Consider the following 17,520-nt stretch of genomic DNA (forward strand, 5'->3'; position numbering starts at 1 on the left):
GGTCGCAACCTGCCCTTATTTTGCCTAAGGAAGTCCATTATGTATTATTTAAAGAACACGAACTTTTGGATGTTTGGCTTTTTTTTCTTCTTTTATTTTTTCATTATGGGTGCATATTTCCCCTTCTTCCCTATCTGGTTACACGATGTAAACCACATCAGTAAAGGGGATACGGGAATTATTTTCGCCTGTATTTCGCTATTTTCATTATTGTTCCAGCCGGTTTTTGGGCTGCTTTCCGATAAGCTTGGTCTGCGTAAACACCTGCTGTGGGTGATTACCGGAATGCTGGTGATGTTTGCCCCGTTCTTTATTTACGTCTTTGGCCCGTTGTTACAGGTTAATATTTTACTGGGGTCGATTGTCGGTGGAATTTACCTTGGTTTTATTTACAATGCCGGTGCCCCGGCGATTGAAGCCTATATTGAAAAGGCCAGCCGCCGAAGCAACTTTGAATTTGGTCGCGCGCGTATGTTCGGTTGCGTGGGCTGGGCGCTGTGCGCCTCGATTGCCGGAATTATGTTCACCATCAACAACCAGTTTGTCTTCTGGTTAGGTTCTGGCTGCGCGGTGATCCTGGCATTGCTGCTGCTCTTTTCAAAAACCGATGCGCCCTCTTCTGCAAAAGTCGCGGATGCGGTAGGCGCCAACAACTCGGCATTCAGCCTGAAGCTGGCGCTGGAGTTATTCAAACAGCCGAAGCTCTGGTTCCTCTCTCTGTACGTGGTCGGCGTGTCCTGTACTTATGACGTGTTTGACCAGCAGTTCGCCAACTTCTTTACCTCGTTCTTTGCCACCGGCGAACAAGGCACTCGAGTGTTTGGCTACGTCACGACCATGGGGGAATTACTCAATGCCTCAATCATGTTCTTTGCGCCGCTGATTGTGAATCGCATCGGCGGTAAGAACGCTCTGCTGCTGGCGGGGATGATTATGTCGGTGCGGATCATCGGCTCCTCCTTTGCCACCTCTGCGCTGGAGGTCGTTATTCTCAAAACGTTGCATATGTTTGAGATACCGTTCCTGATCGTCGGTTGCTTCAAATACATCACCAGTCAGTTTGAAGTGCGTTTCTCGGCGACGATTTATCTGGTGTGTTTCTGCTTCTTCAAGCAGTTAGCCATGATTTTCATGTCAGTCCTGGCTGGAAAAATGTATGAGAGTATTGGTTTCCAGGGGGCTTATCTGGTACTGGGAATAATTGCGCTGAGCTTCACCCTGATTTCCGTCTTTACCCTTAGCGGGCCCGGGCCGTTTTCCCGCGTTTTCACTCAAACAAGCAAACAAGTCTGAAGACGAATGACAATAAAGGAATAGCTGCGATGAGCATGTCTATGAGAGACAGAATAAAAGCAGGCAGATTGTATACCGATATGTGCGAAGGGCTGCCGGAAGAGAGATTGCGCGGAAAAGAGTTGATGTATGAATTTAACCACACGCGTCCATCGGAGATTAAAAAGAGGGAAAAACTGATTCGTGAAATGTTTGCCACCGTGGGAGAGAATGCGTGGATCGAGCCCCCGATTTATTTCTCTTACGGCAGCAATATTCACATTGGCAAAAACTTCTACGCCAATTTTAACTTTACCATTGTGGATGATTACACGGTCAGCATTGGCGATAACGTATTAATTGCGCCAAACGTCACCATCTCAGTAACAGGTCACCCTGTTCATCATGAATTAAGGCAATCCGGAGAGATGTTTTCCTTTCCGGTCACCATCGGCAATAACGTATGGATTGGCAGTAATGTGGTCATTAATCCAGGCATAACGATTGGCGATAATTCCGTGATTGGCGCGGGGAGCGTCGTCACAAAAGACATTCCGGCAAATGTCGTGGCAGTGGGGATTCCCTGTCGGGTTATCCGCGAGATAAATGACAGAGATAAGCAATATTATTATAAAAACTATAAATTAGAACATGCTCTTTGATACCGGGCATAAGAGCCGAATGGTGCCGCATTGCGACTCATCCGGCTACCAGTTGTGCCGTTTGTAGGCCCGGTGAGCTTCGCGCCACCGGGCCTGGTCAAAACAGCTATTCCTCGATAGCCTGACGGATTTGCTGCAACGACGCGGGATCGTCAATGGTCGTCAGATCGCCGGGATCGCGGCCTTCGCAGATCGCCTGGATCGTCCGTCTGAGCATTTTACCGGAACGTGTTTTCGGCAGTTGCGATACAAACCAGACGTGCGCCGGACGGCCAAAATTGCCAATCTGGCTGTCCACCAGCGCCATAATCGCCTTCTCTTCGGAATGCGCGATGTCGCTGTCTTCCAGGCTGTCGCCCTGTTTTGGAATGACAAACGCCACCGCCACCTGCCCTTTAAGCGCATCCTTCACGCCGACCACCGCCACTTCCGCAACGTTCGGATAGCTGGAAATACTCTCCTCGATCTCTCGCGTACCGAGTCGGTGTCCAGCCACATTTATTACGTCATCCGTACGTCCCAGAATGAAGTAATAGCCATCGGCGTCGCGAATGCCCCAGTCAAAGGTGGCGTACACCTGGCGAGAAAACAGCGACCAGTAGGTATTCACAAACCGCGCGTCATCGCCCCAGATGGTCTGGATACAGCCCGGCGGCAGCGGGCCTTCAATCACCAACATGCCCTTTTCGTTCGCCGCACAGGGTTCACCAGTGACTTCATTGAGCAGTTGTACGTTGTAGCCGTACATCGGCACCCCGGGACTGCCCAGACGCGACGGCCTGTCGTCCAGCCCGCGGGCAATCGCCATAATTGGCCAGCCGGATTCGGTCTGCCAGTAGTTGTCGATAACCGGGACACCCAGCGTTTCCGTTACCCAACTGGCAGTTGGTTCGTCCAGCGGTTCCCCCGCCAGATACAGCACCTCCAGCGAGGAGAGATCGTGATTGCGGATTTGCGCGGTCGGGAATTTCTTCAGCACGCGGATAGCTGTCGGGGCCGAGAACATCCTACTGACCTGATACTTCTCAACAATTTTCCACCACACGCCGCAGTCCGGGTACGTTGGCAGCCCTTCATAAACTACCGTCGCCATCCCCGCCAGCAGCGGGGCATACACGATATAGGAATGTCCAACTACCCAACCGATATCCGACGCGCAAAAGAACACGCCGCCCGCTTTACCACCGAAAATGGTATCCATCGAGGTCGCCAGCGCCACCGCGTAACCGCCAACATCGCGTTGCACGCCTTTCGGTTTACCGGTTGTCCCGGAGGTATAGAGAATGCAGGAAGTTTCGTTCGATTCCAGCCAGGTCACCGGCACCCGCGCCCCGAGATGCTGTTGATGCAGGGTAGCAAAGTCGAGGTCACGCCCCTCGACCCGCGCCATTTTCGCCAGACCACGATCGACCAGCACCACATGACGCGGCTGGTGATGCGCCTGTGCGATCGCATCATCAAGCAGCTTTTTATACGGCAGGATCTTGCCCCCACGCGCCCCGGCATCCGCCGAGACGATAACCACCGGCCGGGCGTCGTCGATGCGCGCTGCCACGCTGTGTGAAGCAAACCCACCGAACACTACCGAATGAATTGCCCCAATGCGCGCGCAGGCCAGCAGCGTAATGTGCGCCTCGGCGATCATCGGCATATACACCAGCACCCGATCGCCACGCTGTACGCCCAGCGACAGCAGCATTGCCGCCGCGACGTTCACTTCGTCATACAGCTGACGAAAGGTAAACGTGCGCTCTTCTTCGGTTTCGGATGACACCGCAATCAGCGCCAGCGCCTCGGGCTGTTTCTCCAGCCAACGGTCGATGGCGTTATGGCACAGATTGGTCGTGCCGCCGCAAAACCAGCGGGCAAACGGCGGGTTGCTGTGATCCAGTACCTGCGTATACGGCTGCTGCCAGTCAATACGCTGGGCCTGCTCGGCCCAGAACGACTCCGGTTGCGTTATAGAACGTTGATAAAACTCGCTATAAGACATAATGCTCTCCTGTTGAACTTACGCCTTGCTGCACGCTGGTTTAAATAATGAAGAGATCCATATACTCATTGACCGGCATCTGCTCCAGGCGAGTTCTGTCCAGGGAGACATCCAGAATGCGCTGCTGCTGTCGGGTCGGGAACTGACGCGCCAGGTTGATTTTGAACTTCTCGACCAGCTTCGGTATGCCGTCAGTACGACGACGCGCGTGGCCGATTGGGTACTCCACCACCACTTCTTCAAAGCGTGAACCGTCGGTGAACTCCAGAGTGATGGCGTTGGCGATGGCGCGTTTTTCCGGATCGTGGTAATCAGCGGTAAAAGCCGGATCTTCGAAGCAGTTGATCTTCTCGCGCAGGGCATCAATGCGTTTGTCCTGCGCCACGCCATCTTCGTAATCTGCCGCCGTTAAGCGCCCGAACAGCAGCGGAATGGCAACCATATACTGGATACAGTGATCCCTGTCCGCCGGATTATTCAGCGGGCCTTTTTTGTCGATGATGCGGATACAGGCTTCATGCGTGCGAATAGTGACTTTTTCGATATCCGCCGCCGTTTTACCTGCGGCCTGTAGCTGCTCGTACAACGTCATTGCCGCTTCTACCGCGGTCTGCGAGTGGAACTCTGCCGGGAAGGAGATTTTAAACAGCACGTTTTCCATCACATAAGAGCCGTACGGGCGCTGGAAGCGGAACGATTCGCCTTTGAAAGAGACATCGTAAAAGCCCCAGGTTTTCGCCGTCAGCGCGGACGGATACCCCATCTCACCGGTTTTCGCCATCAATGCCAGACGTACCGCGCGTGAGGTCGCATCGCCTGCTGCCCAGGATTTACGCGTACCGGTATTTGGCGCATGGCGATAAGTACGCAGCGACTGCCCGTCGACCCACGCCAGCGACACGGCGTTGAGAATTTCATCCCGGTTCAGCCCGAGCATCTCAGCGACCACCGCCGTGGAGGCCACTTTTACCAGCAGGACGTGATCGAGACCAACGCGATTAAACGAGTTTTCCAGCGCGATACAGCCCTGAATCTCATGAGCTTTGATCATGCCGGTCAGCACTTTTTTCATGGTCAACGGCGCTTTCCCCACCGCCACCGCATTGCGTGACAGCCAGTCAGCCGTGGCCAAAATACCGCCGAGGTTATCGGAAGGATGACCCCACTCAGCGGCAAGCCAGGTATCGTTAAAATCCAGCCAGCGGATCATCGCGCCGATGTTAAACGCCGCCTGCACCGGGTCGAGCTGGAACTGGGTGCCAGGTACGCGTACGCCGTTCGGCACCACTGTACCAGGGACGACCGGTCCCAGCAGTTTTTTACAGGCCGGATATTCCAGCGCTTCCAGGCCGCAGCCTAATGTATCAAGCAGGCAATAATGCGCGGTGTCATACGCCACCTTCGAGGTGATCTCGTAGTTCATGACGTAATCAACGATATCAACGATTTCACGGTCAAATTCCGGGCGGACGTTCGAAATATGTGCGGACATAGGGTACATTTCCTGTTTTTTATCTTTAGAGGTTTTTGAATTAGCAACGTTTTTCAATCGGGACAAATTCGCGATCTTCCGGGCCGGTGTAATTGGCGGAAGGACGGATAATTTTGTTGTCCTGACGCTGTTCGATGATGTGCGCCGCCCAGCCGGTGACGCGGGCGATGACAAACAGCGGGGTGAACATTTCAGTGGGGACGCCCATCATGTTGTAGGAGACCGCCGAGAACCAGTCGAGGTTGGGGAACATCTTTTTCGTTTCCCACATCACGTCTTCCAGACGGTCGGCAATGTTGTACATTTTCAGCGAACCGCCTTCCTGAGAAAGCTGTTTCGCCACGCGCTTGATCACCTGATGGCGCGGGTCAGCGATGGTGTAAACCGGATGACCAAAACCAATCACCACTTCTTTGTTTTCCACGCGTTTACGGATATCCGCTTCGGCTTCGTCCGGCGTTTCGTAGCGCTGTTGGATCTCCAGCGACACTTCATTCGCTCCGCCGTGTTTCGGACCACGCAGTGCGCCAATCGCGCCGATAATCGCGGAATACATATCGGAGCCGGTCCCGGCAATCACGCGGCTGGTAAAGGTGGAGGCGTTAAATTCGTGCTCGGCGTACAGCACCAGCGAAATATGCATCGCTTTTTCCCAGCTTCGCGACGGCTTTTCGCCATGCAGCAGGTGCAAGAAGTGACCGCCAATAGAATCATCGTCAGTTTCTGGCTGAATACGCTCGCCGTTATGGCTGTAGTGATACCAGTACAAAAGGATTGAACTGAGCGACGCCAGTAGCTTGTCGGCGATATCGCGCGCACCGGAGACGGTATGACCTTCTTTTTCCGGCAGCGTACAGCCCAGCGCGGAGACGCCGGTGCGCATCACATCCATCGGATGCGAGGCGGCAGGCAGCGCTTCCAGCACGGTGCGCACGTTAGCCGGCAGTCCGCGCAGCGCTTTGAGTTTGCTTTTATAGGCGGTGAGTTCATCGCGGGTGGGTAATTTCCCGTGGATCAGCAGATGTGCGACTTCTTCAAATTCGCACTGCTGCGCCAGGTCGAGAATATCGTAACCGCGATAGTGCAGGTCGTTACCGCTTTTGCCTACGGTACACAGCGCGGTATTTCCGGCGGCAACGCCTGACAGCGCAACCGATTTTTTAGGTTTAATGACATGGGTACTATTTTGCAGGATCGTTGTGTCGCTCATGTTGTCCTCGTCATTTTTATAATATGTAGGGTACAAATTTATTGCCGGATGGCGGCTGTGCCTTATCCGGCCTACGACGGTTACTTTTTGCTATACAACGCGTCGAGTTTCTCTTCGAACTGGTAGTAATTGATGCTTTCGTACAGTTCGTTGCGCGTCTGCATAATGTCGATCACGCTCTTCTGCGTTCCTTCCTGGCGCAGCACGTTGTACACTTTTTCCGCAGCGCGGTTCATGGCGCGAAAGGCCGATAACGGATACAACGCCATCGCAACGTTCGCGCTACGCAATTCATCGGTGGTGAACAGCGGCGTAGCACCAAATTCGGTAATGTTGGCGAGGATCGGCACCTGCACCGCGTCGGCAAACTGGCGGTACATCGCAAGCTCGGTGATGGCTTCCGGAAACAGCATGTCCGCGCCGGCTTCGACGTACGCCTGGGCACGATCGATGGCCGCCTCTAACCCTTCCACTGCCAACGCATCGGTCCGCGCCATGATGACAAAGTTGGGGTCAGTACGTGCATCCACCGCAGCGCGGATCCTGTCGACCATCTCTTCTTTAGAGACGATCGCTTTGTTCGGGCGATGGCCGCAGCGCTTGGCGCCGATCTGATCTTCAATATGCAGCGCGGCAGCCCCAGCTTTGGAAATCGACTTCACGGTACGCGCCACATTGAACGCTGACGATCCAAACCCGATATCCGCATCCACCAGCAAGGGCAGCGGGCAAACATCAGTAATGCGACGAATATCGGTCAGCACATCATCAAGGGTAGAAATACCGAGATCCGGCAGCCCTAACGACCCTGCCGCCACACCGCCGCCGGAGAGATAAATCGCCTGATACCCGGCGCGTTGGGCCAGCAGAGCGTGATTGGCGTTGATGGTGCCAACGATTTGTAATGGATTTTCTTTAGTGAGCGCAGCGCGAAACGCCAGCCCTGGGGAGTGTTGAGACATATCCCGTCCTCTTGTTATCAACTTGTTAGCATTCGTTGATTTACCTAAAGCAAGGGATATGCCAAAGACCTTAATTTTTAATCAATTTATATATTCACCTTCAAAAACAATAGATTACAATAAATTCCTGTATCTTTGTTGTACAAAAGCGTGTCAGCTATCGTTTCATGAAACCGACCTTAACGTTTCATTGCAACATTTATGAAACACGACTAAACCCATTATTCGGTTCCTTACTTTTTTGGGTTGGTTATGGCTGATAGGCATCTTCCGCCGCGGGTGAACGACGACAAACCGGTTATCTGGACGGTTTCTGTCACCCGTCTGTTCGAACTGTTTCGCGACATCAGCCTGGAGTTCGACCACCTGGCAACCATCACCCCTATTCAGTTGGGTTTTGAAAAAGCGGTGACGTATATCCGAAAGAAGCTGGCCACCGAGCGTTGCGATGCCATCATTGCGGCAGGCTCCAACGGGGCGTATCTGAAAAGCCGTCTATCGATCCCGGTTATTCTGATTAAACCCAGCGGGTTTGACGTGCTACAGGCGCTGGCAAAAGCAGGTAAGCTCACCTCGTCGATTGGTGTCATTACCTATCAGGAAACTATCCCTGCGCTTCTCGCCTTTCAAAAGACCTTCAATTTGCAACTTGAACAGCGCAGCTATATCACCGAAGAAGATGCTCGTGGACAAATCAACGAACTGAAGGCCAGCGGTACACAAGCGGTAGTCGGCGCGGGGTTGATTACTGACCTGGCTGAAGAAGCAGGCATGACCGGCATCTTTATCTATTCGGCGGCCACCGTGCGCCAGGCCTTTGTTGATGCACTCGATATGACGCGTCTGACGCTGCACAGAAACGGTCAGTACGCGTCCGGCGATACGCTACGTACCCGCTATGCGCTGGGGGATATGCGCGGCCACTCTGCGCAAATGGAACAGGTGCGGCACACTATTATGCTTTACGCCCGCTCCCGCGCCCCGGTGCTGATTCAGGGCGAAACCGGCACCGGTAAAGAGCTGGCGGCGCAGGCCATTCATCGTGAGTTTTTCACCCGTCAGGAGAATCGGCGCGGTAAACCTTCGCCGCCGTTTGTCGCCGTCAACTGCGGGGCCATCACCGAATCACTACTGGAAGCGGAACTGTTCGGCTATGAGGATGGCGCCTTTACCGGCTCCCGTCGGGGAGGACGCGCGGGCCTGTTTGAAATCGCCCACGGCGGAACGCTGTTTCTTGATGAGATAGGCGAAATGCCGCTGCCGTTACAAACCCGGCTGCTGCGCGTGTTGGAAGAAAAAGAGGTTACCCGGGTCGGGGGACATCAGCCGATTCCGGTCGATGTACGGGTGATCAGCGCCACGCACTGCAACCTGGAGCAGGAGATGAAACAGGGTGAGTTTCGCACCGATCTGTTTTATCGCCTGAGCATATTACGCCTCACGCTGCCGCCGCTACGCGAGCGCTTACCCGATATCCTGCCGTTGGCGGAAGGTTTTTTAAAACAGTCGCTGGCGGATCTGGACGTGCCGTTTTCTGAGTCTGTGCGCAAGGGGCTGAGTCTGAGTCAGCCGACGTTACTGAATTATGGCTGGCCGGGAAATATCCGCGAACTGCGTAATATGATGGAGCGCCTTGCGTTGTTCTTAAGCGTCGAGCCACAGCCGGAACTAAACATACAATTTTTGCAGCAGCTATTACCAGAACTGGCCGCTGCGGCTGACACGCCACAGGTATCCTCAGCGCTAACGCCGCAGCAGGTACTGGCGCAATTTAATGGTGATAAAACTGCGGCCGCGCGATATCTCGGGGTAAGCCGAACCACATTCTGGCGTAGATTAAAAGAAAACCCGCCAGCACAATGACCGACGGGAGTCGTGATTTTTACAGCAGCGTATTATTTTTTCTTGTAGATATTGGCTGTGCCATGGATTTTATTATCCGTTTGACCGGAAGTTAATACCACAACATCGGCACCTTTCTGTTCGGCTTTCTTCAGCAGTTCTTCTTTGGCATCTGCGACAGAAACTTCATTACTCGTTGAGATATCACCGATTTTTGTGTACTGCGACTCAACCTTTTCAAACTCAAGTTTTGTCATAAATTCTGCGGCATATGCGTTGGTCACGACAAAAGCTAATGCACCAATAAGTACTTTAATTCCAGTTTTCATAGACGAGCTCCAGGTTTTGTTATGATGCCATCATCCATCCCTGAACATGAGGTAACGCGATTCAAGGATGATTAATAACTAGTCCAAACTGGATAAAAAATCCACACTCAGCAGAAATATATAGAAATTTTGTGGCGCAGATAAAACTGCGCCATCGAGTATCAGCACATCAACTTGTTCAAAGTTTCAATAGCCAGTGTGAGTTGATCCTCAGAACAGCCCGCTCGCTGAAATTATAGTGTTAACTTTATGAATATTTGAGGAATGGTTGTCTATGGAACCGCTACATGCCGTCGTGCTCACCATCAGCCTGTTTGTTTTAACCTTTTTTAATCCCGGCGCGAACCTGTTTGTGGTGGTGCAAACCAGCCTGGCGTCAGGGCGGCGTGCGGGGGTGATGACCGGTATGGGTGTGGCCCTGGGCGATGCGTTCTACTCCGGCCTTGGCCTGTTTGGTATGGCGACGCTCATCACCCAGTGTGAAGAGATATTTTCATTGATTAAGATTGTTGGCGGCGCCTATCTGCTGTGGTTTGCCTGGAATAGCATTCGCCATCAGGCGACACCGCAAATGCCAACGTTACAGCAGCCGCTTTCCGCCCCGTGGTATGTGTTTTTCCGCCGTGGGTTATTAACGGATTTATCTAATCCGCAAACCGTACTGTTTTTTATTAGTATCTTCTCGGTCACCTTAAGCGCAGACACGCCAACGTGGGCCAGGCTGATGGCCTGGGCTGGTATTGTGTTGTCTTCCATTATCTGGCGTATTTTTCTCAGCCAGGCATTTTCGTTACCCGCTGTACGCCGTGCATATGGCCGAATCCAACGCGTTGCCAGTCGGGTGATTGGCGCAATTATTGGTATCTTCGCGCTCAGGCTTATTTATGAAGGTATTAGCCATCGATAAGAGAGTTTAACTTGACCATCGTGAGGTAATTGTCCGTAATACCGCCTGAATTTTTTAATCGTATTTTGAGTGGTTGTGAGATGGAACAAGTTGATCCGGTAAACGACACATTACTCCTTACAGAATGGCAGGCGCTGTTACGTCAAACATCTCCTGAAGTTCATTCGCTCCTGATGTCATTAAGCGATGAGGAGATTCGTCATTTAGTAACCGTTTTTTATGACTATATGCTCTCCCACGCGGAGAGCGCATTGTTCCTCAATACAGAGCAGGTCAGCACCCGCCTCAGCGGCAGCATGTTTGACTGGCTGCGCAGTGTCCTTGGTAGCGCACATGAAGATCTCTCACAACTCCTGGCCAAACAGCGCAAAATTGGCGTGGTGCATGCCCGTATTGGTCTGCCCATCGATCTGGTGAACCGCGGCGCGCGTAAACTGAAAGATGAATTGTATCGGGTCCTGAAAAACAAAGCGCATGACTCATCCGCCCTGCTGAGCGATGCCATCTGTTTCAGCAGCCTGGCAATGGACACGGCGCTGGAGGCCATGACGGTCTCCTATTCCCCCAGTTTTCAAAACTCAATGCATACGCAGGAGCAGTACCGCCTGCAGACTATTTACGATGACGTTAACGTCGAGCGCGAGCGGCAAATCCGTTCATTTACCGACTGGGAAAACCAGTTTATCTATAACATCGCCACCGGAATGCCTTTCGGTGAGATGGTGCTTCTGGCGAATTCTGATTTCGGTATGTGGTTCTCACACAAGGGAAAACACATTCTCGGCAGCAGCAATCTGTTGAAAAAGATGGAATCACTGATTACAGAGATCGACAGCCGTCTGACAACCACCCTGTCGCATCAGCATCAGCCGACAGAATCTGAGCGGATGAGCTTATTGCAGGATATTCGCCAGCTATCGGCACAAATCCATTTCCTGCTCGCCTCAATGTTTGACGCGCTGGTTAAGCAGGAAAATGGTAAGGACTCACTGACTCAGTTGCTTAACCGGCGTTTTATTCCAACGATTATGCGCCGTGAGATTTCGCTGGCGTTGCATACGCGTAAGCCTTTTACCCTGGCAATGCTGGATATTGACTACTTTAAGCAAATCAACGACAGCTACGGACATAACACCGGCGATCAGACGCTCAAAAACGTTGCAGCGATCATATATGATCATATCCGCAGCAGCGATTACGTATTCCGCTACGGTGGCGAAGAATTTATGATTCTGCTCGTCGAGTCTGACAAATCGCAGGCCAGTATTATTCTGGAAACACTGCGCATGAAGATTGCCGAGATGCGCATGACAACCTCAGCAACAGAGTCATTTTCTATTACCGTCAGTATTGGTATTGCCGAATATGACTATCATCCCGACTATAAACAGTTGGTTGATAAAGCCGATCGCGCACTATATCTGGCAAAAAGCAATGGCCGCGACCGCGTTGAGGTTTACCATGAATGACCGTTATCATTCGCTTAATAAGATGCAAATCAAATACATCATATCTGAGTCGCGTTAGCATATCCCTGAGCTAACCCCGCTGAATGTAAGTGGGAAAATATGAGGGAATGTAGAAGACCATGAACGGGAAGAAGAGAATGCGCTGGCAGCGCCGTCCAGGCACAAGCGGGGGCAAACTGCCGTGGAATGACTGGCGCAACGCCAGCAGCTGGCGAAAAGCCACCCAGTTTCTGCTGCTGGCTATCAATATTTATATAGGTGTAACGTTCTGGTACTGGGTTCGCTATTTTGAAACCGCCGGTAACAGCGTCTATATATCAAGACCCGGCGGTATTGAGGGATGGCTGCCGATAGCGGGCTTGATGAATATCCGTTACACGCTGGAGACTGGTTTTCTTCCGCCCATCCATGCCGCCTCTATGCTGCTGTTAGTTGCGTTTATCCTGATTAGCCTGTTGTTAAAAAAAGCTTTTTGTTCGTGGTTGTGCCCAGTGGGCACGCTTTCCGAATTGCTCGGGAATCTGGGAAAAAAAGTATTTGGTCGTCAATTCACGCTACCGCGCTGGCTGGATATCCCGCTGCTCAGCCTGAAGTATCTGCTGCTGAGTTTCTTCCTGTATATCGCCCTGTCGATGCCTGCTCAGGGGATCCAATATTTTCTGACGTCGGCCTATGGCATCATTATCGATGTGAAGATGCTCGATTTCTTTCGCCATATTGGCTCCGCCACGCTCATCTTCGTAGGAGGTATCAGCGTCCTGAGCCTATTTATTCGCAACGCCTGGTGTCGTTATCTGTGCCCTTACGGCGCGCTGCTTGGTCTGTTTTCGCTGCTCTCGCCGTTTAAAATCCGCCGCAACGCTGACAGTTGCATCGACTGCGGGAAATGCGCGAAAAACTGCCCGTCGAATATCCCGGTCGACAAGCTGATTCAGGTGCGTACCGTGGAATGCACGGGATGCATGACCTGTGTTGAATCCTGCCCGGTGGCCTCGACACTGACCATGTCACTGAAAACACCACCTGGCGCGCAATCAGGGCACAGTGCAGCGTCTAAACCATGGTGGCGACAAGGTAGGTTATCAGGGTGGACAATGACGCTACTGCTGCTCGGTATTCTGTTTGCCGCCGTAGGCTATGCGATGTATGCCAATGTCTGGCAGACGCCGGTGCCGGATCATATGTATTTCCAGTTGATCCCGAAGGCCAAAATGATCGGCCATTAATTCTTCACCGTATGCTCAAAAACCCTGCCAATTCTGGCAGGGTTTGCCGCCTGATACGCCATTTTAAGACTTTTGAACTTGTCCCCCCGCCTCCCCGTTTATACAACCTTAAATATCGCCCGTAATAGCTGTTATGGGTGACCGGGACCACAATAATGAACGGGACAACATCATGACTAAACTAAAACTGGCGCTGCTATTACCTCTGTTTCTGGCGGGTTGTACGATGAGCGACGGAGAATTAAGAAATGCTTATACTCAGCATTATCAGCAACCCGCCGCGTATGTCGATATCTATAAGCAGAAAATAGCCGGGATGGATATTAATGCGCTGGCGCAATATGCCGCCGCAGAAGATAAGAAAAAAATGCGTGGGCAGCCAAGACTAAAGATCGACGAATTCATTACCATTGAGAACGTGCAGGCAAAAGGAAATCGAGTGGTCTACGATTACTCGCTGTCCGAGAGCTGGCTGGCGCTGTCTGCAGATAAACAGCGCGAGAAGCAAAGCAATATGAATAAAGACCTTATCTACCGTACTTGCTCGCTGGAAACGGTACGTCTGGCGCAGGCGAAAGGGTTGGAAGAAGAACATAACTATTACAGCCAGTACCCAGATAAAGTCGCCTTTACTCTGAGAACCAGCGCGCAGATTTGTATGCAAAACGGTTTTACGCAATAACCGCACCACCCAGCCGGATGGCGCTTCGCTTATCCGGCCTGGATAAGTGTGCCCCCCTTAGGCCGGATAACGTGTCAGCGCCGCCATCCGGCTGAAGCATCAGAATTTCCAGGACACGCTACCGACAATGCTACGCTCGGCGCCGAAATAACAGTATGAGAGCGAATTACAGGCCGCAACGTAACGCTTGTCGGTCAGATTGTTGACGTTCAACTGCGCGCTCCAACCTTTAATACCAATACTCGTTAAGTCGTAGCCAACCGCCATATCCACCAGCGTGTAGGAAGGCAGGGTGTGAGTATTCAGGCGGTCGCTGGTAATACCGTTGACGTAACGCACACCTGTGCCCAGCGTCAAACCGTTCAGCGGGCCGCTTTTTACATCGTAACTCAGCCAGGTACTGGCCTGATTACGCGGCGCGTATACCGCGCGCTTGCCCTGCTCTGCCGGGCTGCTTTTCTTATAACGAATATCGGTATAGGTATATGCCGCCTGCAGACGGAAACTCTCCGTCAGTTGGCTAATCGCCTCCAGTTCTATCCCTTCAGACTCAATTTCCCCAATCGAGCGATACGGATCGGTCGGTTCTTCTTTGGTGGCGATATTGGTTTGATTGATACGGAACACCGACGCGCTAAACTGGCTGTTGAGTCCCTCCGGCTCATATTTCAGGCCGGCTTCCCACTGCTTACCTTTCATCGGGTCCAGCAGATTCCCGTTCTCATCAGCAAAGCTGGTTGGCGTAAAGGCAGTGGAATAACTCACGTACGGTGCAAAACCATTATCGAACAGATAAAGCAGCGCGGCGCGGGTGCTGAAGTTGTTTTTATCCAGGTCGCTGCGGGTATCGTTTTGCTTATCAATGTTAGATACGCTGACTTGATCGTAACGACCACCGAGCGTAATACGCCAGCGATCCCATGACATCTGATCCTGCAAATAGTAGCCCGTCTGACGTAGTTTGTGCTTCTCACGCGCATACATGTTGATGTACTCAGGCTTTGCACCATACACCGGATTAAAGGCATCAATCGGCGGAAACGCCCCGTAGTAGCCGGTGGTATTGTTACTGCGATCCTGATAGTCGATCCCCACCAGCAGACGGTGGTTAACCTGCCAGGTATCAAAGCTGCCATCGAGCTGGTTATCCAGCGTAATCGCCGACATTTTTTCATCAGAACCGGAGTAGCCGCGATTAAGCTCGGCTTCATTCAGCCAGCCTGCCGCATACACCTGGTTCAGTTCAACGTCGGTATGCAGATAGCGCAGCTTTTGCCGTACCGACCAGCCGCTGTCGAACAAGTGCTCAATGTTGTAGCCCACCATGTTTTCGCGACGATCGTATTTATCGTAATCATCCTCGCCTTCATAAAAGGTGTTGGAGATCTTTTGGCCGTAATGTGGAACCACGGTACCGTCATACGGCAAACCGGAGTGGCTACCACCTTCGGGGTCACGGTGCAGATAGGCCATCAGATCCAGACGCGTTTGATCGGTGATGCGCCAGGTGAGGCTCGGCATCAGCGCGTAACGTTCTTCCTTCAAGGGACCAAACTGCGAGTCCGCATAACGCGTCATTCCACTCACTCGTGCGGCGACGCGATCGTTATCATCCAGCGCCCCGGTAACGTCAAACGCCGCGCCGCGCTGGTTGTTGTTGCCGGCAAACAGCTTCACTTCTCCGCCCGCATCAAACGACGGCTTACGTGATGTCAGCGCCACAATACCGCCCGGAGAGGAACGGCCATACAGTACGGAAGCCGGGCCGCGTACCACTTCGATATCTTCAAGGAACCACGGATCGACCACCAACGAGCTGTGCGAATTGGTGTCGCCCATCATCTTGAGGCCGTCGAGATAAACGTTGTCCAGGCTACCGTCGGAGAAACCGCGCAGTACGATGTAATCAAAACGGTTAGAGGCGCCAATTTGGTTGCTGTACACCCCTGGCGTGTAGCTGACGGCCTGACGCACGCTGGTAGCGCCCTGCTCTTCAAACTGTTCGCGAGTAATAATTGACACCGACTGTGGGGTTTCAATATCCGGCGTGGCAAGTTTGGTGGCTCCGCTCTGCATTTGCGAGGTAACCACCACTGTATCGTTTTTTGTTGTTTCCTGCGCCAGCAGAGGAAAAGCTACGCTACCGGTCACCCATCCCACCATCAGCGCCAACCGAGTCTTCGCGAACATGAATATCTCCCAAGGCATGTCTAATTGTAAGTGAGAATTATTACCTTTTTGCTGGCAGAGATAGCTATGCCGGATGCCAGGTTGCCTATGCGCAGTGCCAAATTGTCAGGCAGAAACGTGCGCAAAACGCAAAAATGGATTAGCAAAGTTTGAGCATATCGCCCGGCGAAAAGCCGTAACGACGACGAAAAGCGGTAGAGAAGTTAGTCGCGTGCTGATAACCCGACATCCAGGCCGCCTGCTGTACGCTGTATCCTTCCAATAAATATCCGCGCGCACGTTCCAGACGGCAATCGCGCAGGTGGTCAAAGACGGAACAGCCATACGCCGCACGGAACTTGCTGCGCAGGCTGCTGGGACTCATCGCTGCGCGTTGGGCCAGTGCGCTGAGGGTGTAGTCATTCTCGGGACTCAGCTCCAGCAGTCGGCGCACGATCTCGAGGCGCTGCTGTTCGCTGCTGGCGGCCTGGCGCTTACCGCTCTCCAGCTGACAAATGCTGAGGCCGTGGCCAAACAACTGCAGAATTAGCCCTTCCAGCATCAGTTGGCGAGAAACATAGCTGAGCGTACTTTGCTGGGCATACTGTAATCCGCTAAGCAAAAAACCCGGCACCTGCCAGATAAGCGTCGGCGTCAGGCATCTTTCCCACTCGCGCATCAACGCCTCCAGCAATCCCGTACGCCACGCGCCATCAGGATACAGCCCCAGCGATAACGTACGCAGTTTGCAGTGCGCAGCGTGACGGGCATTCATGGTCTGGTGTTCGCTAAGGCGCGAGCTAAACGCCATCCCGGAGCGCACCACGTGTTCCAGCCCGTTGATCGTCAGGATCACACAGCCTTCCAGCACCACCAGCATATACAGAGGGCTACTATGACGGGAGGTGGTTTCGTAGGGTTGCAGCACCTGGACATCAGAGTGGGTGACGCACATTCCGCAGGGTAATGTCATCTCTTCGACATTCCCCTGCAGTACGGGACTAGAGTGAAGTAAAGCTGGCTTTTGTGACAGTTGCGGAAAGCGGTAATCAATTCCGTAGCGCTCACCAAAATCCATAAATTCACTGACGGAGTAGGTACGTGTCAGGCGTGCGGATGTATTTTGGCCGGTGGTGTTGTTCATGCTCTCTTCTGCACAGAAAATGGGATTAATGGTTTATGACTGATAGCAACATTACCATTCCGCGCAGAACACAACAATAATAATGAGAACCATTATCAATTAAGTGATAAAAAGTTTCTCAGTAGCCAGCCATCTCATCAGGCTGAATAACCCACTGATGA

Annotated in this window: 14 protein-coding genes; 7 read left to right on the top strand and 7 right to left on the bottom strand. The window is 52.5% G+C overall.

The annotated features are described in order from the left end of the window. Positions 1-39: 39 nt before the first annotated feature. Both OGX99_RS08395 and lacA read left to right on the top strand, forming a co-directional pair. The gene (locus OGX99_RS08395) at positions 40-1,293 is read left to right on the top strand and encodes an MFS transporter (protein ID WP_187252955.1); all 1,254 of its coding nucleotides are present in this window, start codon (positions 40-42) and stop codon (positions 1,291-1,293) included. A 29-nt stretch (positions 1,294-1,322) separates the two neighbouring features. Beyond that, positions 1,323-1,934, top strand: coding sequence for a galactoside O-acetyltransferase (gene lacA / locus OGX99_RS08400; RefSeq protein ID WP_252837913.1), 612 nt, complete (start codon positions 1,323-1,325; stop codon positions 1,932-1,934). Between the two features lie 106 nt (positions 1,935-2,040). On the opposite strand, the gene prpE is transcribed toward lacA, so the two are convergent. From prpE to prpB, 4 genes are all read right to left on the bottom strand, one after another. Further along, the gene (prpE, locus tag OGX99_RS08405) at positions 2,041-3,927 is read right to left on the bottom strand and encodes a propionate--CoA ligase (protein WP_286543173.1); all 1,887 of its coding nucleotides are present in this window, start codon (positions 3,925-3,927) and stop codon (positions 2,041-2,043) included. Positions 3,928-3,967: 40 nt separating this feature from the next. After that, entirely contained in the window at positions 3,968-5,419 is a 1,452-nt protein-coding gene (locus tag OGX99_RS08410; RefSeq protein ID WP_187259338.1) for a bifunctional 2-methylcitrate dehydratase/aconitate hydratase, read from the bottom strand. Positions 5,420-5,459: 40 nt separating this feature from the next. Further along, positions 5,460-6,629, bottom strand: coding sequence for a bifunctional 2-methylcitrate synthase/citrate synthase (prpC, locus tag OGX99_RS08415; RefSeq protein ID WP_003838667.1), 1,170 nt, complete (start codon positions 6,627-6,629; stop codon positions 5,460-5,462). Positions 6,630-6,709: 80 nt separating this feature from the next. After that, on the bottom strand, positions 6,710-7,591 hold the full coding sequence (prpB, locus tag OGX99_RS08420; RefSeq protein WP_151218557.1) for a methylisocitrate lyase: 882 nt from the start codon (positions 7,589-7,591) through the stop codon (positions 6,710-6,712). A 252-nt stretch (positions 7,592-7,843) separates the two neighbouring features. Here prpB and prpR point away from each other — a divergent pair, with 252 nt between their 5' ends. Further along, positions 7,844-9,454, top strand: coding sequence for a propionate catabolism operon regulatory protein PrpR (gene prpR, locus OGX99_RS08425; RefSeq protein WP_151224820.1), 1,611 nt, complete (start codon positions 7,844-7,846; stop codon positions 9,452-9,454). Positions 9,455-9,486: 32 nt separating this feature from the next. Here prpR and yahO read toward each other — a convergent pair whose 3' ends face one another. Then, the gene (yahO, locus tag OGX99_RS08430; RefSeq protein WP_151218555.1) at positions 9,487-9,762 is read right to left on the bottom strand and encodes a DUF1471 family periplasmic protein YahO; all 276 of its coding nucleotides are present in this window, start codon (positions 9,760-9,762) and stop codon (positions 9,487-9,489) included. A gap of 274 nt (positions 9,763-10,036) precedes the next feature. Here yahO and OGX99_RS08435 point away from each other — a divergent pair, with 274 nt between their 5' ends. From OGX99_RS08435 to OGX99_RS08450, 4 genes are all read left to right on the top strand, one after another. After that, on the top strand, positions 10,037-10,669 hold the full coding sequence (locus OGX99_RS08435) for a LysE family transporter (RefSeq protein ID WP_286543175.1): 633 nt from the start codon (positions 10,037-10,039) through the stop codon (positions 10,667-10,669). Positions 10,670-10,749: 80 nt separating this feature from the next. Then, complete coding sequence (locus OGX99_RS08440) at positions 10,750-12,138, top strand: diguanylate cyclase (RefSeq protein ID WP_187252958.1); 1,389 nt, start codon at positions 10,750-10,752, stop codon at positions 12,136-12,138. A 119-nt stretch (positions 12,139-12,257) separates the two neighbouring features. Further along, positions 12,258-13,364 carry a 4Fe-4S binding protein gene (locus OGX99_RS08445; protein ID WP_210904690.1) on the top strand — a complete coding sequence of 369 codons (1,107 nt, stop codon included), beginning with the start codon at positions 12,258-12,260 and terminating at the stop codon, positions 13,362-13,364. 133 nt (positions 13,365-13,497) lie between these two features. Beyond that, positions 13,498-14,046 carry a hypothetical protein gene (locus OGX99_RS08450; protein WP_187252960.1) on the top strand — a complete coding sequence of 183 codons (549 nt, stop codon included), beginning with the start codon at positions 13,498-13,500 and terminating at the stop codon, positions 14,044-14,046. 99 nt (positions 14,047-14,145) lie between these two features. On the opposite strand, the gene foxA is transcribed toward OGX99_RS08450, so the two are convergent. After that, positions 14,146-16,254, bottom strand: a complete 2,109-nt coding sequence (gene foxA / locus OGX99_RS08455) for a ferrioxamine B receptor FoxA (protein ID WP_286543178.1) — start codon at positions 16,252-16,254, stop codon at positions 14,146-14,148. Positions 16,255-16,375: 121 nt separating this feature from the next. Then, complete coding sequence (locus OGX99_RS08460) at positions 16,376-17,359, bottom strand: helix-turn-helix transcriptional regulator (protein WP_286543181.1); 984 nt, start codon at positions 17,357-17,359, stop codon at positions 16,376-16,378. Positions 17,360-17,520: the final 161 nt, after the last annotated feature.

The sequence above is a fragment of the Citrobacter sp. Cu096 genome (assembly GCF_030332285.1).
In the GTDB taxonomy this organism is placed as follows: domain Bacteria; phylum Pseudomonadota; class Gammaproteobacteria; order Enterobacterales; family Enterobacteriaceae; genus Citrobacter; species Citrobacter meridianamericanus.